At 70.8% G+C, this 20,073-nt stretch carries 17 protein-coding genes and 1 pseudogene; 13 read left to right on the forward strand and 5 right to left on the reverse strand.

The window, feature by feature from the left end:
- The first annotated feature begins 456 nt into the window (after positions 1-456).
- Complete coding sequence (locus tag E8A74_RS04575) at positions 457-1,134, forward strand: hypothetical protein (RefSeq protein ID WP_136927676.1); 678 nt, start codon at positions 457-459, stop codon at positions 1,132-1,134.
- Positions 1,135-1,162: 28 nt separating this feature from the next.
- On the opposite strand, the gene E8A74_RS04580 is transcribed toward E8A74_RS04575, so the two are convergent.
- Positions 1,163-2,107: a LysR family transcriptional regulator gene (locus tag E8A74_RS04580; RefSeq protein WP_136927677.1), complete on the reverse strand. Its 945-nt coding sequence runs from the start codon at positions 2,105-2,107 to the stop codon at positions 1,163-1,165.
- A 65-nt stretch (positions 2,108-2,172) separates the two neighbouring features.
- On the opposite strand from E8A74_RS04580, the gene gstA reads away from it, so the two are divergent.
- The 4 genes and pseudogenes from gstA (at position 2,173) to E8A74_RS04600 (ending at position 5,890) form a co-directional block, all read left to right on the forward strand.
- Positions 2,173-2,790, forward strand: coding sequence for a glutathione transferase GstA (gene gstA / locus E8A74_RS04585; protein ID WP_136927678.1), 618 nt, complete (start codon positions 2,173-2,175; stop codon positions 2,788-2,790).
- A gap of 49 nt (positions 2,791-2,839) precedes the next feature.
- Positions 2,840-3,070: pseudogene (locus E8A74_RS04590) on the forward strand (VOC family protein); the annotation flags it as partial.
- 147 nt (positions 3,071-3,217) lie between these two features.
- Positions 3,218-4,369 carry a 23S rRNA (adenine(2503)-C(2))-methyltransferase RlmN gene (rlmN, locus tag E8A74_RS04595; RefSeq protein WP_136927679.1) on the forward strand — a complete coding sequence of 384 codons (1,152 nt, stop codon included), beginning with the start codon at positions 3,218-3,220 and terminating at the stop codon, positions 4,367-4,369.
- 105 nt (positions 4,370-4,474) lie between these two features.
- Positions 4,475-5,890 carry a protein kinase domain-containing protein gene (locus E8A74_RS04600; RefSeq protein WP_136927680.1) on the forward strand — a complete coding sequence of 472 codons (1,416 nt, stop codon included), beginning with the start codon at positions 4,475-4,477 and terminating at the stop codon, positions 5,888-5,890.
- On the opposite strand, the gene E8A74_RS04605 is transcribed toward E8A74_RS04600, so the two are convergent.
- From E8A74_RS04605 to E8A74_RS04620, 4 genes are all read right to left on the reverse strand, one after another.
- On the reverse strand, positions 5,880-6,230 hold the full coding sequence (locus tag E8A74_RS04605; RefSeq protein WP_136927681.1) for an Hpt domain-containing protein: 351 nt from the start codon (positions 6,228-6,230) through the stop codon (positions 5,880-5,882). The two genes, E8A74_RS04600 and E8A74_RS04605, sit on opposite strands and share 11 nt — an antisense overlap.
- Before the next feature lie 39 nt (positions 6,231-6,269).
- Complete coding sequence (locus E8A74_RS04610; RefSeq protein WP_136927682.1) at positions 6,270-7,565, reverse strand: sensor histidine kinase; 1,296 nt, start codon at positions 7,563-7,565, stop codon at positions 6,270-6,272.
- A 39-nt stretch (positions 7,566-7,604) separates the two neighbouring features.
- Positions 7,605-7,997, reverse strand: a complete 393-nt coding sequence (locus E8A74_RS04615; RefSeq protein ID WP_136927683.1) for a response regulator — start codon at positions 7,995-7,997, stop codon at positions 7,605-7,607.
- A gap of 84 nt (positions 7,998-8,081) precedes the next feature.
- Positions 8,082-9,158 (reverse strand): VWA domain-containing protein, encoded by a 1,077-nt coding sequence (locus E8A74_RS04620; protein ID WP_232379373.1) that lies wholly within the window; start codon positions 9,156-9,158, stop codon positions 8,082-8,084.
- A gap of 255 nt (positions 9,159-9,413) precedes the next feature.
- Between E8A74_RS04620 and E8A74_RS04625 the strand changes: the two genes are divergently transcribed.
- The 8 genes from E8A74_RS04625 (at position 9,414) to E8A74_RS04660 (ending at position 20,055) form a co-directional block, all read left to right on the forward strand.
- The gene (locus E8A74_RS04625) at positions 9,414-9,857 is read left to right on the forward strand and encodes a response regulator (protein WP_136927685.1); all 444 of its coding nucleotides are present in this window, start codon (positions 9,414-9,416) and stop codon (positions 9,855-9,857) included.
- Positions 9,854-12,241, forward strand: a complete 2,388-nt coding sequence (locus E8A74_RS04630; RefSeq protein ID WP_136927686.1) for a chemotaxis protein CheA — start codon at positions 9,854-9,856, stop codon at positions 12,239-12,241. The genes E8A74_RS04625 and E8A74_RS04630 overlap by 4 nt, the downstream gene beginning before the upstream one ends.
- Positions 12,231-12,815 carry a chemotaxis protein CheW gene (locus E8A74_RS04635; RefSeq protein ID WP_136927687.1) on the forward strand — a complete coding sequence of 195 codons (585 nt, stop codon included), beginning with the start codon at positions 12,231-12,233 and terminating at the stop codon, positions 12,813-12,815. The genes E8A74_RS04630 and E8A74_RS04635 overlap by 11 nt, the downstream gene beginning before the upstream one ends.
- Positions 12,816-12,848: 33 nt before the next feature.
- On the forward strand, positions 12,849-13,343 hold the full coding sequence (locus E8A74_RS04640) for a chemotaxis protein CheW (protein ID WP_136927688.1): 495 nt from the start codon (positions 12,849-12,851) through the stop codon (positions 13,341-13,343).
- Between the two features lie 10 nt (positions 13,344-13,353).
- Complete coding sequence (locus tag E8A74_RS04645; protein WP_170228854.1) at positions 13,354-15,564, forward strand: HEAT repeat domain-containing protein; 2,211 nt, start codon at positions 13,354-13,356, stop codon at positions 15,562-15,564.
- Positions 15,564-16,466, forward strand: coding sequence for a CheR family methyltransferase (locus E8A74_RS04650; protein ID WP_136927690.1), 903 nt, complete (start codon positions 15,564-15,566; stop codon positions 16,464-16,466). Before E8A74_RS04645 ends, E8A74_RS04650 begins: the two co-directional genes overlap by 1 nt.
- Positions 16,467-16,503: 37 nt before the next feature.
- Positions 16,504-17,613: a chemotaxis-specific protein-glutamate methyltransferase CheB gene (gene cheB / locus E8A74_RS04655; RefSeq protein ID WP_136927794.1), complete on the forward strand. Its 1,110-nt coding sequence runs from the start codon at positions 16,504-16,506 to the stop codon at positions 17,611-17,613.
- Between the two features lie 141 nt (positions 17,614-17,754).
- Positions 17,755-20,055 carry a transglycosylase SLT domain-containing protein gene (locus E8A74_RS04660; protein WP_136927691.1) on the forward strand — a complete coding sequence of 767 codons (2,301 nt, stop codon included), beginning with the start codon at positions 17,755-17,757 and terminating at the stop codon, positions 20,053-20,055.
- Positions 20,056-20,073: the final 18 nt, after the last annotated feature.

A 20,073-nucleotide genomic window follows, 5' to 3' on the forward strand; every position in this document is an offset into this window, starting at 1 on the left:
AGGGGCGCGCGGGGCTCTGCAGAAGGCCTGCACCCCCGCAAGATCGCGGTCGCTCGCCGCGAACCACCTCCTGCCCCGCCGCACCCCGACGCGCGGCCGCCCGCCCACGGACCTCGGGCGCCGTGCGCTGCGATCCCCAGGCGCGTCCGCCCCCCTGCGGCGCCCGAGGTCCCGCTCCGCGCTCACCCGCACCCGATCTGCGGCGCCGCAGATCGCCGATCCCTCCCCGGGAACGCCGACCTTGGGCGCCGCAGGTCCCGCTCCGCGACGCCGTCGCCCATCCTTGGGCGCCGCAGGGCCCCGCGCGCGCTCTGCGCCCTCCCTCCTGCGGCGCCACAGGGCCCCCTCCGCGCGCACGAAAGCACGATTCGGCCGCCCGCCGCCCCAATTCGTCCCTGGTCTGCTCCGTCTGATGCCGCGGTAACCAGCCCACCCACCCTTTCGAGAGGTATTTTCATGGGAGAGATCATTCGCAAGAACGCGGCGGTCGACGACATCCTCGCCGACGCCCATACGACCCTCACCCAGGCCAGGGCCCGTGGAGGCCGCTGGCACGAGCTCGCCGAGGCGCGCCTCGGCGCTGCGCTCATCCTGTACGCGGGCGTCGAGGCCCAACGCAAGGCTGCCGAAACCACACTCGCCCCGCTGCGCGCCCATATCGACGCTCGCAACGACAAGGCCGACAAGACCATCGGCAAGGTCTACGATATCGTCTGGAACGAGATCGGGCGCCCTGCCTACGATGCGGCCCTCGCCGTGATCTTCCCCGACGGCATCGCCTCCTACGCCGAGGGCGACACCCACGAGCAGCCCGAGCGGATGGATATCCTCGTGCAGCTCCTGCAATCGGGCATTCACCCGAAGCTCTCCCCGGCGACCGCGGCGGGCGCCGCCGCCGAGATCCTGGTGGAGAGCGAGGCCTTGCGCGCCGCCGTGGAGGTCGCCCGCAAGCCCGCGGCGCAGCTCAAGGTGCTGGGGCGCGTGCGCACCGCGCTCGCCCGCGTCGTGCACGCGGAGCTCTCGAATCTGAAGAGGCTTTACAAGATCGAGGGATTCAGCGAGGCGGAGATCCACGCCATCATTCCTGACCGCCCCACCGCAAAACCTGCGAAGAAGGCGGCCCCCACCCCATAAGGGTTCGTCAGGTCCAGCGGGGGGGCCTTCACGCGCCCCCCGCGGCCGTCCGCGGAGGCGGCTTGGGCAAGCAACCAGGCCACACCTCGAGGAAGTCGCGCAGCGCCGCGACGAACGTGCGGAGGCGCGCGGGCACATGCTCGCTGCGGGGATACACCGCGTACATCTGCTCCGCGGGCATCACGTACGCCGCGAGCACCTCCTCGACCTTCCCCTCGGAAATCACGGGCGTGGCCAGGTAGTCCGGCAGGCAGCAGATCCCGCAGCCGGCGACGGTGAGGTCCCGCAAGAGCGCCCAGCTATTCGCGGTCGCGTGGCGGTGCACGATCGAGAGCTTCGTGCCGCCGCGGGAGAAACGCCACGTTGCCGCCTCGCGCCGGGTGCCCATCACGAGGCACGTGTGCTGCGAAAGTTCGCGCGGGTGCGCGGGGACGCCGTGATGCGCGAGGTAGTCCGCGCTGGCAACGAGGCGACGCCGCGAGGGCGCGCCGAGCCTGCGCGCCACGAGCGACGCGCTGTCGCATGGCTCGATCTCCAGCACGACATCGAAGCCGTCGCGCACCGGATCGACACGCTCGGAGACGAGCTCGACCTCGACAGCGACGCCCGGGTACGCCTTCGCGTAACGCCCGAGCACGCGCCCGAACACCGCCTGCCCGAACTCGACCGGCGCGGCGACCCGCAGGCGCCCGCGGACCTCGCTGTCGCGTGACGACACCCCGCGCTCCGCCTCCGCGAGCGCGTCGAGCCCGGCGCGCACCTTCTCGAGGTACGCCTGCCCCTCGTCGGTCAGGCGGACGCGCCGTGTCGTGCGCTCGAGCAGGCGGACGCCGAGGCGACCCTCGAGGCGACGGACCTGCACGCTGAGGGTCGACACCGGCGCGGACAGGGCGAGGGCGGCGGCGCGGAAGCTGCCCGTCTCGGCGACGCGAGCGAAGGCTTCGATGGCGGCGAAGTCGGGGCGGCTGTTCATGGCGCTGGACAGAGTGTTCAATCTGCTCGCATTGTTCAATCTGCGGCGGCTCCTAGACTGCGGGCATGACCGAGACCACGAAGCTTTTCTATACGCCAGGGGTCTGCTCGCTCGCGCCGCACATCGCGCTTCGCGAGGCCGGCGCGACGTTCGAGCTCGTCCGCGTCGACCTGAGGAGCAAAAAGACCGCGGGCGGCGACGACTTCGCGCGCTTGAACCCCAAGAGTTATGTGCCCGCGCTGCTGCTTCCGGACGGCACCTTGTTGACCGAGACGGCGGTCTTGCTGAACTACATCGCCGATACCTGGCCGGAGGCCAAGCTTGCCCCGCCGCGCGGCAATCTCGCGCGCGTTCGTTTCGACGAATGGCTGCATTTCATCGCCACCGAGCTGCACAAGGGCTTCGCGCCGTTCACCCTGATGCCAAACGTGAGCGAGGAGTCGAAGCGCTGGGCCGCGCAGCGCCTCGCAGACCGCGTCCATCTGCTCGCCGAGGCGCTCGCCGATCGCCCGTTCCTCCACGGCGAAGCGTTCACCCTGCTCGACGCTTACGCGTACTTCGCGCTGCGAACGTATCGACACCTGCTGCGGGTCGATTTGCCGGGCGCGCTTGGTTCCTACCTGGAGCGGCTCTCCGAACGCCCGGCCATCCGCGCGGCGCTCACGGCCGAAGGCATTGCCTGAGAGGGGTTCCACAGCCAGCGGTAGAACCTCACCCCCCTTCCCCCTCGACGACCAGGCAGAGCTCGACCGCTACTGGAACACGCTGCTCGAAGGAGGCGGCCGGCCGCAGGCCTGCGGCCGGCTCATCGATCGCTTCGGCCTGCGGTGGCAGATCGTGCCCGCCGCGCTCGACGAGATGATGCGTGACCCCGATCCGGTCCGATCGAAGAAGGTGTCGGACGTGGTCATGAAGATGATCAAGCTGGACATCGCGGCGCTCGAAGCGGCCTATCGCTCGTAGCCACACCCGCACGCCCCCGCCTCCCCACCACTTCCACCCAACTTCTCCACACGCCTGTGGAAAACCTGGGGGGCCCCCGCATCCCCTTGGGCCTTTCCCCTCCGCCCGCCCTGCCCCTCCGCCCCTCCCCGTAGTAACAGGAAGCCCGTGGACGTTCTCGACAAGCGCGGGGGGATCCCGCTCGTCTCGCGCGCCGCCCGCGGCGACACGCTCCTCGGCTCGCACGACGCAAGCTCGCTCGCCGAGCGCCTCGTCGCGGCCGGCGGCGCCCCCTCGGCCGCCCGCTCGGCCGCCGCCCGGATCGTCCGGCACGCGTTCTTCCGCGACCCCGCGGTGATCCCCTGGGGCCCCGCGGTCTTCGCCGGCCTCGGCATCGGCGCCTGGGCCCACGAGGCGCTCGCCGCGCTCGATCCCGCGCCCGCGCTCGCGCTGCACGAGCGCGCGCCGGCCGAGGACGGCACGATCCGCCTGCTGTTCCGCGCCCGCGACGGCGCCCTCGTCGAGTCCGTCCTCATCCCCGGCCCCGGCCGCACCACGCTCTGCATTTCAAGCCAGGTCGGCTGCGCGCGCGCCTGCGCCTTCTGCGAGACAGGCCGCCTCGGGCTCGAACGCCAGCTCGCCGCGGGCGAGATCATCGATCAGGTCCGGCTCGCCCGCGCGCTCTGGAACGAGGCCGGCGGCGCCCCGCCGCTCTCGAACCTCGTGTTCATGGGCATGGGCGAGCCCTTCGACAACCTGCCCGAGGTGCTGCGCGCCCTGCGCCTGCTCACGGACGACCGCGCCTTCGCCTTCGCGCCCTCCCGCGTCACCGTGAGCACCGTCGGCGTCGCCGACAAGCTGCCCGCGTTCTTCGCAGGCGCGCGCGCCGAACTCGCCGTGAGCCTCAACGCGCCGGACGACGCGCGCCGCCGGGCGATCATGCCCATCAACGCGCGCTTCCCGCTCGATGCGCTGCGCGACGCGATCCTCGCCGCGCTCCCCCAAGGCCGCCGCGTGCTCTTCGAGTACGTGCTCTTCGACCGCTGGAACGACGCGCCCGAGGACGCCGATCTGCTCGCCGCCTACGTCCGCGGGATCCGCTGCCGCGTGAACGTGATCCCATGCAACCCGGGCCCCGATCCGGCGCTCCGCCCGCCCGCGCCCGAGCGGCTCGACGCGTTCGTCGCGCGGCTCTCGTCGCACGGCGTGACGACGCTCGTCCGCAGGCCCCGAGGCCGCGACGTGGGCGGCGCGTGTGGCCAGCTCGCAGGCGCGCGCCGCGCCGAACGCGAACGAAGCGTCGCGACCGAAGGCGCCTGACGCGCGCCGCGTCCCTCGGCGCGTTTTTTCGCTCGCGACGCCGATTCGGCCGGCCTAAAAGAGAAATAGGCCGGGACATCCTCGAGCCGGGGCGGGCAGCGCTTCATGAGCACACCTTCGTCGCCTGACAGATCCGGCGAAGCCTTCATCGAGACCTCGTCGATCGACGAGCAAGGCAACGTCATCGATGCGCCCGCGCGGCCCTCCATCGTGCCCGCGCCGGGCATGGTGGTGGCCGGAACGTACCGCGTCGAACGGGAGCTCGGGCGCGGCGGCATGGGGGTCGTCTACCGCGCGCGCGACACCTGGCTCGATCGCACGGTGGCGCTGAAGCTCATCGTCCCGACGTGGGACGACATGCTCGCGGAGCAGAAGCTCCAGCACGAAGCGAAGGCGCTCGCGACGCTGCGCGATCAGCACGTCGTGCAGGTGTACGCGTTCGGCCGCCACGGCTCCTCGTACTTCTTCGCGATGGAGTACGTCGAGGGCCGCTCGCTCGAAGCGATCCTCGACGACTACCAGCAGCGCAAGAGCCTGCTCCCGCAGCACCGCGCGCTGACCATCCTCGGCCGCATCGCTGACGGGCTCGACGCCGCGCACGCCCGGGGCATCGTCCACCGCGACGTGAAGCCCGGCAACATCGTCATCGAGGAGGACACCGGCAGGCCCGTGCTCATCGATTTCGGGCTCGCGCAGCAGTCGACGGATCCGAATCCCGAGACGATCGAGGGCACGCCGCTCTACATGGCGCCCGAGCAAGCCGGGTTCGGCGCGCACGGGATCACGGTGGGTCCGTGGAGCGACCTCTACGCGCTCGGATGCGTGGCGTTCCAGCTCCTCACGGGCAGCACGCCGTACCCCATGCGCAACATGGTGCACCTCCTGCAGGCCCACCAGCGCGCGCCCGTGCCCCTCGCCTCGTCGGTGCACCCCGAGCTCGCGCCCTTCGACGCCGTGCTCGCGCGCGCGCTCGCGAAAAACCCCGCCGATCGCTACCCGAGCTGCGGGGCGTTCGCGCGCGACCTCGTCCGCGTCGGCTCTCCCAAGGCCGCCGCCGCGCCGTCGAGCGAGGCGCCGCCGCCGAGCACGCGGCAACCCGGCGAGAGCAGCCTGAGGCCGCTCCGCGTGCTCGCGGTGGACGACGATCCCGCGTTCGGCAAGTTCGCCGCGAAGGCCGCCGAGCTCGCCTTGAAGGGCCGATCGGTGCGCATCCGCGTGGCGCGCTCGGGCCAGGCCGCGCTCGACGCCGCGCGCGAAGAGCCGCCCGATCTCCTGCTGCTCGACCTCGACATGCCCGACCTCGACGGCGTGGACACGCTCTCGCACCTGCGCGCCTTGCCGCGCGGCGACCACGCGCGTGTCGTCGTCCTCAGCGGCCGCGTGGGCCCGCAGGAGCGCTGGAAGTTCGCCGTCCTCGGCGTGCGCGAGTTCGTGGCGAAGCCGATCGATCTGCGCCGCCTCGTCGACACGATCGACGGCATCGTCGAGCGGGCCGGCTGGGGCGCGGCGCCTACGGCCTGAGCTCGGCCACCGCGCGATCACACGCCGCGCGCGCGCCCGCGACCGCGCGCTCGATCTCGGGCCACGCTTGCTCCGCGGGGAGCCAGCCGCCCTGGATGCCGAGCAGCCCGTCCTCGACGAGGCCGGCCGCGTCGCTGATCTCCTGAAATCGATACGAGCCCGCGGTCCCGCGCAGCGCGTGCGCCCTCGACACGGCGGCGCGCATCGCGTTCTGCGTGCCCTGCTTCGCCGCGGACACGACCTCGGCGAGCTGCTGCAAGAGGTCCGGCAGCTCCGCAAGGTACTCCCTGCGTAACTCCAGGAGCGCCGCTCGGATCTCGTCGTCCTTCGTATGCGCCATCGGGTGCGTCGATGATATGCGCGGCCGGCGAGGAGGGCCCTAAGTTTCGAAGCGCGGCGAGGCCTCGCGGGGCGCTCCGCATTGCGGCACCTCGAACCAGAACGTGCTGCCTTGCCCGAGCTTCGACGTGACGCCGATCGTGCCGCCGTGCTGCTCGACGATCGCCTTCGAGATCGCGAGCCCGAGGCCCGTGCCGCCGACCTTGCGACGGTGCTCGCCGTCGAGCTGCTCGAACCGGTTGAAGAGCCGCGCGAGGTCCGCCTCCGCGATCCCGGGCCCCCGATCCCGCACGTCGAAGCGCACGCGGCCGGCCGCCGTCACCTCCACGCCGAGCTCGACCCGCGCCTCGGACGGCGAGAACTTGAGGGCATTGGACATCAGGTTCGTGAGCACCTGAGCGATCCTGTCCTCATCCACCACGAGCTCGACCTCACCCCGCACGTCCGCCCAAAGCTCGACCTTGGCCTCGGCCGCCACGGGCGAGAGGCTCTCGACGAGGCTCGAGATCAGCCGCCGCGCGTCGACGTGCTTCGGGGACAACTCGAGCTTGCCCGCTTCGATCTTCTCCAGGTCGAGGATGTCGTTGATGAGCCGCACGAGCCTGTCGGTGTTGGTCCGAGCGATCTGCACGAGCTCCATCGCCTCGTCGGGCAGGCGGCCGAGCACGCCGCCTTCGAGGAGCCCGAGCGCCCCGCGGATCGAGGTGAGCGGCGTCCGGAGCTCGTGCGAGACCGTGGAGACGAACTCGTCCTTGAGGCGCTCGATGGCCTTGCGTTGCTCGATGACCGCCTGCGCCTCGCGCGCCCGCGCCACGAGCTCGCCGTTCAGCTTCACGAGCCGCCCGTTCGCGCGGCGGAGATCGATCTGCGCGGCGACCTGACGCGCGAGCGCCGAGAGCGCGCTCCGCTGCGCCTCGTCGAGCTTTCGCGGGCCGTGGTCGATGACGCAGAGGGTCCCGAGGTTGTGGCCGTCCGAGGTCGCGAGCGGCGCGCCGGCGTAAAAGCGCACGTTCGGCGCGCCGGTCACGAGCGGGTTGTCGGCGAACCGCTCGTCTTCGTACGCGTCGGGGACGAGGAAGAGCTCCTGGCCGAGGATCGCGTGCGCGCAGAAGGCCACCTCGCGCGGCGTCTCGGTCGCGTCGAGCCCGACCCTCGCCTTGAACCACTGGCGCTCGCGATCGATGAGCGAGACCAGCGCGATGGGCGTGCCGCAGATCGAGGCCGCGAGATGCGTGAGATCGTCGAAGGCAGGTTCGGGGGGCGTGTCGAGGATCGCCGCATCGCTCAGCGCTGCGAGCCGCTCGATCTCATTGCCAGGGAGGGGTGCTGCTTTCATGAACGCTCCACCCACTCCCTTGCACGCGGTGCGCCACGATCAAGCGCGTGTGCTTGCGTACGAGGCGAGAATGTCGAGGATTTGTCCGGGGAGAGACATGGGGTCGAAGGGCTTGGGGATCACACCCGCGGCGCCGAGCTCGCGGTACCGATCGACTTCGTGCTTCTGCACCTTCGCGGTCATGAAGATGATCGGGATCGCGGCCGTGACCTCGCGCGCGCGGAGCTCGCCGAGCGTCTCTTGGCCATCCATGCCTGGCATCATCACGTCGAGCAGGATCACGTCGGGTGATTCACGCGCCGCCGCGTCGAGCGCTTCGTGCCCGGACGACGCGAGCACGACCTTCCACTTGCCGACGCCCTTCAAGCTCAGCTCCCCGATCCTGCGGATGTGCGGCTCGTCGTCGACCAGCAGCACCTTCGAAACAGGCATGCGTGTTCCCCTCGAAAATGAACGAGGCCCGCGAGCATACCCTGATGCGCGCGGGCCTTGGCGAGCGGATGGCTCGGTGTCGTCCTACTTGGCGGCAGGCGCGGCCTTCGGCGCCGGCTCCTTCAGATCGAAGGCCGGAGGCGCATTCGGGTTGCAGTCGGGCGGAGGCCCGAAGCCGTCGGCGTTGAACTTGTACTCGACGTCGCCGGAGCCCTCGGGATCCTGCTTGCTGATCGCCTCGATGCGCACCTCGTGCTCACCTTTGCGGGCCGGCGTGCAGTACGAGAGCAGGTAGAAGCGCTTCATGTGCGACTCGATGCGCGCGGCCATCCGGTCGAAGGCTTCCTTCACCTTCGCCTGATCCGTCGCGAGCTCGGTGCCGTCGCGCCCGATGTCGTCGAGCTTCGCCTTGCCGATCTCGGCGCCCACGCCGATCGCATAGATCTGGTAGTTCTCGTACTCCTCCTTGTCCATGTCGTCTTTCATCTGGTCGCGGGTCACGCGCGCGGCGCGATCCGTGCCGTCCGAGAAGACGACGAGGGAGCCGAACTTGAGCGGGCGCTTGTCCTTGTCGAGCTCCTTCTTGAGCGTCGCGAGGCCCTCGATGACGGCGCCGTGCAGGTTCGTCGACGGGTCCTTGGGCTTGTAGCTGCGCAGCCCTTCGAGGCCGCCTTCGACCGAGCCTTGCGCCTCGGTGAAGGGCACGACCGAGTGGATCTTCTCGGAGCCGTCGAAGGCGTACACGCCGACCTTCTGCGTCTTGCCGACGCGCTCGGCGAAGGCCTTGGCGGCGTCGACGAGCGCGTCCGCCTGCCCGGACTCCGTCACGCTGCCGCTCATGTCGACGAGCAGCATCGTGTACATGACCGCCGCGACCTCGGGGTTCTGGATCGTCTGCTTGCTCTCGAAGGTCGAGACGATCTCTCCGTCCTCGTAGATCTTGAAGTCTTCGGCCTTGAGGCCGCCGACGGGCTTGTCCTTGCCCGCGTCGACCGTGAAGAAGACCCAGACGTTGTTGGGCTTCTTCTGCGCCGAGTTGATGAGCCGGACGTTCAAGCCACCCCCGCACGCGACGAGCACGAGCGCGAGCAGGGAGCAGAGCGTCACCCAGGCGTAGGAAAAGGTACCCGCGCCGCGCGCGGCCGTGTTTCTGTCGTTCACGGACCGCATTAGGGCAGCACCTTCGCGGCCCTGTCAATTCGCGGGCGCGTGGACAGCGCCGTGACCACGAACCCCACCCGAGCCCCCACGAGACGCAAGTTCTGCACGTTCGCGCAAAAGGGGCCCCCGACGAGGGCGCCGTTCCGGGCAAAAAATCCGCGTGCTCCGCGGGGCAGGTCACGGCAGCAAGGCTCCGGCGGGCGAGGCTCCCCCAAAAACCTCCTGATCGTGAGGCGTTTCCGCTAACCTCAGGGCATGGCTCGTATCCTGGTCGTCGAGGACTCCTCTGCGTTCCGGGCGTTCATCCGCGCGGCGCTCGAGGATGCGCCGGGGCTCTTCGCAGCGAGCCCGGACGACACGCACGGTGAGGTGGAGGTCGTCGAGGCTGCCAGCGGGTTCGACGCGCTGCGCCTCCTGCCGCGCGGGCACTACGACCTCGTGATCACCGACATCAACATGCCGGACATCAACGGGCTCGAGCTCCTCCGGTTCATGCGCGACAGCGAGCGGCACCGCAAGGTCGCCACGATCATCATCTCGACGCAGTCGTCCGAGAAGGATCGGGCGCGCGGCCTCGCGCTCGGCGCCGACGCGTTCCTCGCGAAGCCCTTCACGGTGGAGGCGCTGCAGCGCTCCATCACGTCGATCCTGCAAGCGCGCAATTCCCTTCCGGCCGAGAGCAGTGAGGGGTCGCGTTGACGAGCGAGAGCGAACGCGCGCGCGAGGAGTTCTTCTCCGAGGCGCAGGAGATCGTCGAGGGGCTCGGGCGAGATCTGCTCGCGCTCGACGAGGCGCAAAAAGCCGGCCACGTCGACCCGGATCTCATCAACGACGTCTTCCGCGCGGTGCACACGCTGAAGGGCCTGGCAGGCCTCTTCGGCGCGACGCGGATGTCGAGCCTCTCGCACAAGCTCGAGGAGCTGCTCGACGATCTGCGCCTCGGCAAGGTCAACGTCACGGCCCCCGTGCTCGACCTGCTCTTCCTCTCGGTGCAGCTCTACGGGAAGCTGCTCCAGGCCGAGAAAGAGGGCCGCGATCAGCCGATGCCCGAGCTCGAAAAGCTCCTCACGCAGCTCGATCGCGGGGCGGGCGCGGGCGGCACCGCGGGCAACGGCGGGCACATCATCGATCCGAACCTGCTCGCGGTGCTCACCGAGTTCGAGGAGCACAAGCTCAAGACGAACATCGCGCAGGGCAACACGCTCTACCGGCTGAAGATTCGGTTCCAGCTCGCGACGATCGACCAGGGGCTCGACGAGCTCAAGGCGACGGCAAAGCCGCACGGCGACATCATCACGTACCTGCCGGCCAACGACGGCGACGACCTCGACTCGATCACGCTGGAAATCCTGATGGGGTCGCGCGCGTCGGCAACCACGCTGCGCAACGCGCTCCACCACCTCGGCGTGGAGGTCGAGGAGCTGCCGCGGCAGGGCGGAGGTCCCGTGCCTGCGCCCGCGCCCGCGCCTGCGCCCGTCCAAACGCATCACATCCCGACGCCCACGCCTTCGCCGCCGCCGGTCGCGCCGAGCCACGCGCCGAGCGCCATGCCGCCGCTCGGCCACACGCCGCTCGACATGACGGCGCCGCATCCCTTCCCGGCGCCGCGCCTCGACGCGGGCGCGAGCATCCCGCCGAAGGCCCAGGAGCTCGGCACGATCAAGAGCGTCGCGCAGACGGTGCGTGTCGACATCCAGAAGCTCGACGTGCTGATGAACATCGTCGGCGAGCTGTCGATCGTGCGCACGGAGCTCGAGCGCCTGCTCGAAAAGATGCGCGACGCGCACACGAACCGCGAGCTTCGGATCAACCTGCACCGGCTGCAGCGCGACTTCGAGCGCAACGTCATCAGCCTGCGCCGCGGGATCCTCGAAGTCCGCATGGTCCCGCTCGGCCAGGTCTTCGACAAGCTCGCGCGCGTGGCCCGGCAGATCAGCCGCGAGGCCGGCAAGCAGGTGAACCTCGTCATCACGGGCGCCGAGACCGAGGTCGACAAGCTCATCGTCGAGGAGCTCAGCGATCCGCTCATGCACATGATGCGGAACGCGATCGATCACGGCATCGAGGAGCGCGAGATCCGCGAGGCGGTGAGCAAGCCCGCCGTGGGCACGATCGCGCTGAACGCGTTTCAGAAGGGCAACCACGTCGTCATCGAGATCGAGGACGACGGCAAGGGCATCGATACGGAGCGCCTTTTGGAGAAGGCGATCCGGATGGGCGTCGTGCAGGCGGACGAAGCGCGCACGATGAGCCGCCGCGAGGTCCTGAACCTCATCTTCGTCCCCGGCCTCTCGACGAAGGCCGCCGTCAGCGAGATCAGCGGCCGCGGCGTCGGCATGGATGTCGTCAAGACGAACATCTCGAAGCTCGGCGGCGTGATCGACGTGCAGAGCGAGCCGGGCATCGGCACGAAGTTCACGGTGACCTTGCCGATCACGCTGGCGATCATCAGCGCGCTGATCGTGAAGGTGAGCGACCAGCAGTTCGCCATCCCGCTCGCGAACGTGCAAGAAGCCGTGTGGCTCGACGCCGAAGCGGTGCGCGTGATCGACGGGCGCGAGGCCGTGACCCTGCGCGGCAGCACGCTGCAGCTCTGCTACCTGGCCCGCCTCTTCGGCCTCTCCGACACGCCGGACACGGTCGGCACCGGCCCCTTCGGCTCGGGGTTCGACGCGTCCCCGATGTCCCCGATGAGCCATGCCCCCGGCGTCCCGCCGCGCGGCTCGCTCCGCAGCGAGAGCATCCGCCAGGACTACGCGGCCGCGGCCTTCCCGTACCGCCCGGCCAGCGGCTCCTCGCCCTCCGCGCGGACGGCGCTCGCGCCGCGCCAGAAGCGCCGGTTCATCGTCGTCACCGCGGTCGGCACGCGCCGCCTCGGCCTCGTCGTCGACTCGCTCGTGGGCGAGCAGGACGTCGTGATCAAGGGCCTCGGCCCGAGCCTCAAGAACGTCGCGGGCTTCGCGGGCGCGACGCAGCTCGCCGACCAGCGCATCGCGCTCGTGCTCGACGCGCCGGCGCTCGTCGAGGAGATGTTCGCGCACGCGGATCGTGCCCGCATGCACGGAGGCACCCATGGCTTCTAACCTGGCCCGCCGCACCTCCTCGTCCGCGGTGGTCCCCGCCGCCGCGGGCACCAAGCGCAAGAAGGCGCAGCGTGATCGCGGCCCCATCACCGAGTATCTCGCGTTCCGCCTCGCGGGTGACGTCTACGCCGCGCCGGTCTCGATCATCCGCGAGATCCTGAAGCTCCACCCGCTCACGCCCGTGCCGCGCGCGCCCGCGTCGATCATGGGCATCATCAGCGTGCGCGGGCAGCTCGTCACCGTGATCGACCTGCGCCGCCGCCTGCGCCTCGCCGAGGGGCCCGTCACCAGCAAGGCGCGCATCCTGCTCGTGGATCCGATGGGCGTGGAGCTGCTCGGCCTCTACGTCGACGAGGTCCTGCAGGTCTACCGCCTCGCCGACAGCGAGATCGAGCACACGGCGACGGCGCTCGGCGGCGAGGTCGCGAGCTACATCGCGGGCATCGCGCGCCCCGCGCAGGCGCAGGCGACCCCGCAGGAGGGCAAGGGGGTCGCCCTGAAGAGCGTCGGCGTCGTTCGCCAGAACGCGTCCGTGATCATCCTGCTCGATTTGAAGGTGGTGCTTTCGTCCTGACGGATCGCCGTACGGGAGAGACGGACCCAGCCCATGCCCGACTATGGCCAGAGACACCGCGCCGATCCGCAGAAGAGCCTCGTCGGCTTCGTCGTGGGCGACGTGCACTATGCGATCGGGATCGGCCAGGTGCGCGAGATCGTGAACCCCTTGCCGGTGACGCCGCTCCCGCACACGCCGCCCGAGGTCTCGGGGGTGGCCGATCACCGCGGCGACGTCGTGCCCGTCCTCGATCTGCGCATCCGCTTCGGCATGCCTCCCACGTCGCCGACGCGCTCGACGAAGTGGATCCTCGTCGACGCCGGCGTGCGCATGGTCGGCCTCATCGTCGACGCCGTCTCCGAGGTCTTCGGCACCGGCGCCGACGAGATCCGCCCAACGCCTCCCGTCGGCGGGGGCCGCGATTTGCGTGGCATCTCGGGCGTCACGAACCACAACGGGCTGCTCGTCTTCGTGCTCGACACGAAGCGGTTCACGGAGATCGTCGACGACATCGCCGATGTCCTGCCGCCGGTGGACGACCTGTGAGGAGCACGCCGTGACCCCCCCTTCGCTCCCTTTCATCTCGCCTGCGCTGATCGAGGCCGCCCTCGACGCCGCGGACGCCGAGGAGCGCCGCCAGGCCACCTCCCTCGCCGCGGAGCTGCCGCTCTACGACGCGCTCCCGCTCCTCGTCCGCGCGCTCGGCGACACCGACTGGCGCGTGCGCAAGGAGGCCACGTACGCCGTGCGCGCCTTCATCCCCGCGCCGAGCCTCATCGAGGCCATGGTGAAGACCTTCGAGCCCGGCGACAACGTCGGCCTGCGCAACGCCTCGATCGAGGTCCTCGCGAACTGCGGCAGCGCCGCCACCGCGCCCCTCGAAGCCTCGCTCGCGCGCCTCGACGCCGACGGCCGCAAGCTCGCCGTCCAGGCGCTCGGCTACACACGGGATCCGCACGCCCTCGTCATCCTCGAGCGCTCGCTCCGCGACCCCGACGAGAACGTCCGCCAGGGCGCGGTCGAGGCCATCGCGCAGCTCGGCCCGATCGCGCCCGTCGAGGTCCAGCGCCTCCTCTTCCGTTGCCTCGACAGCGCCGATCCCTTCGCCAAGCTCGCCGCGCTCGAAGGCCTCAACGCCCTCGGCGCCGTGATCCCCTGGGAGCGCCTCGCGCCGCTCCTCGAGCACCCTTCCCTCCGCTCCGCGGCCCTCTCGGCAGCCGCCGCCTCCGAGAGCCCCGCGGCCGCGCCTGCGCTCGCCCGCATGCTCCACAAGGCGCGCGGCGGCACCTTCATGCTGGCCATCGCCGCGCTCGCGCGCCTCGCCGAAGGACCCCTCCTGCCCGCCGTCACCGCGGCCCTCGCGGCCGGGGGTCCCGAGCTCGGTGAGCGCCTCGTGCGCGTGGCGACGGCCGAGGGCACAGACCCGCCGCACCACCGCGCCATGGCGCTCCTCCTCGCCGCGGTCGCGCGCGCGCCCGGCGTCGTCGACGCGGCCGCCGCCGCGCTCGCCGAGGAGACCTTCACGGAGCAGGCCGAGCGCGCGCTCTTCCTCCTCGGCCCCGCCGCGCTGCCCGGCCTCGTCGCGCGCATCGCCCCCGAACAAGGCGCGACGCCGCTCGCCGCCGACGTGCGCGCGGCCCTCATCGAGGTCGCCGCCAGCATCGCCCTCGCGCCCGGCGCGCCCGAGCGGCCCACGGCGCTGCTCGAAGCCCTGCGCAAGGCTGCGCTCGACGAAGAGCGCCGCGTCGCCACGAGCGCCCTCTTCGCCCTTTCGAAGCTCGGCACCGAGGAGGACCTCGCGCTCGCCGTGCGCCTCGTCGCCTCGCCCGTTCGCCAGGTCGCGCACGCCGCCGAAGGCGCGCTCGCCTCGCTCGCGACCCGCCACGAGAAGGCCGCGCGTGCGCTCGGCGATACCCTCGTGAACGGCCCCGGCGAGGACGCCTTCGCCGCCGCGATCATCCTCGGCGCCCTCGCGGCCACGCGCCGCGCATCGAGCCCGCCCCCGTCTCCCGGTGACCTCGGCTTCCTCGCGCGCGCGGCCGCGGCCGAGGACGTGCGCACGCGCCGCGCGGCCATCGGGGCGGTCGCCGAGATCGGCGGCGACTCGGCGCTCGACGTCCTCTCGCTCGCGCTCGCCGACGAGGAGCGCGAGGTCCAGCTCGCGGCGGCGCGCGCGCTCGGTTACCTCGGCGCGGCGGCGCGGCGACGCGAGCTCTCGCCCGACGCGCACGCGACCCCGAGCCTGCGCACCATCCTCGACATCGCGGGCCGCTCCATGGATGCCGAGCTCGTGGCCACCGCGATCCGCGCGCTCGGCGAGGCCCTCTCCACGATCCCGCCCGAGGCCGCGGGGCGCGCCGCGGCCTCGCTCATCGACGCCCTCGCGCCGCTCGCCCGTGAGGCCGAGGCCGCCGTGGCGATCGCCGCGGCCGAGGCCATCGGGCGCCTGCGCTGGGGCACGTCGGGGCGGCAGGCCGCGCTCGTCGCGGCGCTCGATCACCCGGATGCAGCCGTCGTCAAAGCGGCCTTGCTCAAGGTCGAGACGAGCGGCCCCGACGGCGAAGTGCTCCTCCGTTTGCTCGACCATCCTTCGCCCGACGTCCGGCTCCTCGCGGCCGAGACGATCGCGGCGAGCGACAACTCGACCTTGCGGGAGCGCCTGGCGCAACGCGCGTCGCACGAGCTCGATCGGGACGTCCGCGACACCCTCGAGGGCGCGCTCTCGTCGATCCGCTGGCGAGGAGAAAGGGGTTTCTTCGGGCCGTGATGCGCTTCCCGGATGAGATCCGCCTCGCGCCGGACGAGTTCCGCCTCTTGCGGGATCTCATCAACCAGCATTGCGGCATCTCGCTGAGCCCGGAGCAGCGCCCCGTGATCGAGCGGCGCTTGCGCGAGCGCCTCAGCGTGCATGGCTTGCACTCGTTCGGCGAGTACTACCAGCTCCTCCGCTCGCCGGATCGGGGCCGGGCCGAGCTCGACGAAGCGCTCGATCTCGTCACGATCAACGAGACCTATTTCTACCGCGAGGACTACCAGCTCACGGCGCTCCGGACCGAGCTCTTCCCGATGCTCCGCCGTCCTCCGCTCTCCCGCGAGAGCCTCTCGATCTGGAGCGCGGGCTGCTCCACGGGCGAGGAGGTCTACTCCATCGCCATCACGGCCAAGGAGGCCGGCTTGTCCGGCCGCCGCGACGTCCGCATCTTCGGCAGCGACATCTCGCGCCGCTGCGTGGCGCACGCGCGCCGGGGCGTGTATGGCTCCTCGTCGTTCCGTGCGATCCCCATGGACCTCAAACGGAAGTATTTCGTCGAGAAGCCCGACGGCATGCACGTGCAGGACGATCTCCGGGCCTGGTGCCACTTCGGGCACCTGAACCTGCTCGATCCGGTCCGGGCGTCGGTCGTGGGCCGCGTCGACATCATTTTCTGCCGCAACGTTCTGATCTATTTCGACGACGCCTCACGGCGCCGCGTGATCGACATGTTTTATGATCGACTCCTCCCGGGCGGCTTCTTGCTCCTCGGCCACTCGGAGTCGCTCCTCAACGTCTCGACCGCGTTCGAGCTCGTCCATTTGCGCGACGACCTCGTCTATCGGAAGCCCATCACGGCCTCGCGGTTTGCCCCGCAGGGGTTGGAGGGCGGAACGCCCGGAACGGGGAAGCCATGAGCACTTCGGCAAGGGATGCAGCAGAGGTGAAACGGTGGTGAAGACCGGTCCGCTGCGGGTACTCGTCGTCGACGACTCCGCCTACAACCGAAGAAACATCGCGGACATCCTCAGCGGCAGCGACGAGGTCGAGGTCGTCGGCAAGGCGGGCGACGGCGAGGAGGCGCTGCGCCTCGCGTTGAGCCTCAAGCCCGACGTCATCACGCTCGACCTCGAGATGCCGAAGATGGACGGCTTCACGTTCCTCCGCATCCTCATGGTCCGCCAGCCGACGCCCGTGATCGTGGTGTCGAGCTACAGCCAAAAAGAAAACGTCTTCAAGGCCCTCGAGCTCGGCGCCGTCGACTTCGTCGCGAAGCCGAGCCAGAGGCTCGCGCCCGACACCTCGCTGCGCCGCGAGATCCTCCAGAAGGTCCTCCTCGTCCGTTACCTGCGCCCGCTCGCGGCCGTGAGCCAGCGCAACAGCGCGATCCCGCCGCTGCCGCGCTCCACGGCCACGCCACAGGTCCTCTCCACGCCGCAGCCCGAGCAGCCGAGCGCGCGCTCGGCCGCCAACATCGCGGCGCGCTTCATCGTCGGCATCGGCTCGTCCACGGGCGGCCCGACGGCGCTGCTCGAGATCCTGAGCCGCGTCCCCGAGAAGTTCGCCGGGGCGATCCTCATCGCCCAGCACATGCCGGAGAAGTTCACCCGCACCTTCGCCGAGCGCCTCGACAGGAAGAGCGCGATCCGCGTGTCGGAGGCCGTCGACGGCGACATCGTCACGGCGCGCCGCGCGTTCATCTGCCCTGGCAAGATGTGCATGGAGGCGGTCGTCTCGCAGGGCCCGAGCGGCATGGGCTGGAACGAGATCCGCCTGCGCGTCGGCCCTCCCTCGCAGCACGACCGGTACATCCCGAGCGCCGACCGCCTCCTGCGCAGCCTCGCGCCGGTCGGCTCGCGGGCGTACGGCGTCATCCTCACGGGCATGGGCGACGACGGCGTGGCCGGCGCCCGCGCGATCCGGGCCGGCGGCGGCACGATCATCGCCGAGAGCGAGGAGACCGCGGTCGTCTACGGCATGCCGCGCGCGGCGGTGAAGGCCGGCGTGGTGAACGAGGTCATGGGGCTGCCGCAGATCGTGGACTGGGTGGCGCAGTTGTCCTAGGTGGGCGGCTCCGGTCGGATCGCTTCGCCCTCCTTCCTCTGCACCCCCGCGCATCAACATCGTCGCCTTCACGCAGCATTTCCACGCCCCCGCGCGAAAGTTGACCCCGCGTCCCCACCGTGAGACACCCGCCCTCGGGTCATGCGCTTTCCCAAGGCCGCACGCGTGTTCGTCACGGCCGGCTGGCTCCTCGCCGGCGCGCTCGTTTCTCCGCCGAGCCTCGCCCAGCCGAAGCCTGCGCCTGCCGGGTTGAAACCTGCGGCCGCCAAGCCTGCGGCCGCCAAGCCCGCGCAGAAGCCCAAGCCCCAGGCCTCCGCGAAACCTGCGCAGAAGCCCGCCGCCAAGAAGCCTACCGGCAAAAAACCCCTCACACGCAAGCCCGGGGAAGCCGGTGAGCCCGACGAGAAAACGCGCCGCGCCATCGCTGGGTTGCCGCCGACGCAGCATCGCAGCGTCGACGAATCGGCCGAGCTCCGCGCCCTCCGCGAGCTCGACCTCGCGCTCTTCTCTGCGGCCCCGAATGCCGGCGCGCCTTGGCCCTCGGACGACCTGCCTACCCTCGATCGGGGCGGCCCCGTCCTCCTCGCCACCGGCGTTCCCCCTTCGGCGCCGCTCCCTGCGCCGCTCCAGCCGCAGGCGCCGGCCGACCTCTCCTTCCTCAAAAAGCTCGACCTCCCCGACATCCCCGTCCGCTGGGATGCGCGCGTCCTCCGTTACCTCGAGTTTTACAAGAACAACCCCCGCGGCCGCTCCATGGTCGCCTCGTGGGTCAAAAAGAGCGGCCGTTATGGCGCGGCCATTCGCCGTGTCCTTCGCGAGCAGGGTTTGCCCGAGGACGTCGTCTGGCTCGCGCTCGTCGAGAGCGGGTTCGACCCGACCATTCATTCGCCCGTCGGCGCCGCCGGCCTCTGGCAGTTCATGCCCGAGGGCGCCCGCATTTATGGCCTCACCGTCGACCGCTGGATCGACGAGCGCCTCGACCCCGAGCGCTCCACCCTCGCCGCCGCGCGTTACCTCTCCGACCTCCACCGCCGCTTCGGGACCTGGGAGCTCGCCTTCGCCGCGTACAACATGGGGTATGGCGGCCTCCTCGCCTCCATTCGCAAATACAACACGAACGACTTCTGGGAGCTCAGCCGCCTCGAAGCGGGCCTCCCGCTCGAAACCGCGCTCTACGTCCCCAAGATCGTCTCCATGGCGATCGTCGCCAAGAATTGCGCCGTCTTCGGCTGCGACGGCGTCGAGCCCGAGCCTGCGGTCACCTTCGACAAACTCTCCGTCGGCCCCGGCGTCGCGCTCCGCACCGTGGCCACCGCGGCCGGCGTCGACCTCGACGCCGTCGAGGACTTGAACCCCCAGCTCCCCGTCGGCCGCACCCCGCCGCTCGGCCCCGACGCCAAAGAAGGCGCCTCCTTCGTCGTCCGTGTCCCGCCCGGCACCGGCGCCCGCGCGGCCAAGACCGTCGCCAAGCTCCTCGAGCGCGAGGACAAACTCGAACGTCACCTCGTCCGCTGGGGCGAATCGATCGAGGACATCGCCGCCCTCCGCGGCACCACGAAGAGCACCTTGCTCTCCTTGAACGGCCTCCGTTCCGGCGAGCAGGTCCGCCCCGGCACCGTCCTCCTCGTCCCCGAGGGCGGCCCCGACAAACCGACCGTCGCCAGCGTCTTCTCCGGCGTGCGCGGCGAGAAGCCCGTCATCGTCGTTCCGGCCGAGGCCTTCACCTACCGCGATCGCCGCCGCGTCTTTTATCGTGTCGTCGCCGGTGACACCGCCCGCGAGGTCGCCTCCGCGCTCTCCGTCTCTGCCGCCGAGATCGCCCGCTGGAACACGCTCGACCCTTCGGCGGCCCTTCATGACGGAATGACCTTGCAGGTCTTCGTCCCGCGCGAGCGCGCCCTCGCGAATGCGCTCGTCCTGGAGGAGCCCGAGGCCCGTGTCCTGCCCGTCGGCTCCACCGAGTTCTTCACCCATTTCGAGAACCTGAAAGGCCGCAAACGCCTTGAAATCGCCGCCGCCGAGGGCGACACCTGGCGTGGGTTGTCGAAGCGATACAATCTCAGCCTCGGCATGCTCGAGCGCATCAACCACCGCTCGCGCACGAGCCCCCTCGCGCAGGGCGACAAGGTCGTCGTGTACGTCGCGCAGCCGGCCCCGCCCAAGGCCGCGCCGGCCCCTGCCAAGGAGACGCCGGACGACAAGGCCGAAGCCGTCGCCGTCGCGGCGCCCGTCGAGGACAAACCCGCGCCGAGCGAGGACCTCGACGAGCCGAAGCCGGAGAGCAAGCCCGCGGCGGACGAGGGGCCGACGAAGCCCGCGACGTTCCGCAACGAGACCCCGCCGCCTGCGCCCGACAAGCCCGCGTCCGGCAAGCCTGCGCCCGACAAGCCCGTGACGTCCAAGCAGACCCCGGCGGCCGCGCTCCCTCCGCCTGCGCCCTGATTTTCTCGTAGCCAGCCA

Source organism: Polyangium fumosum, assembly GCF_005144585.1.
GTDB lineage: Bacteria > Myxococcota_A > Polyangia > Polyangiales > Polyangiaceae > Polyangium > Polyangium fumosum.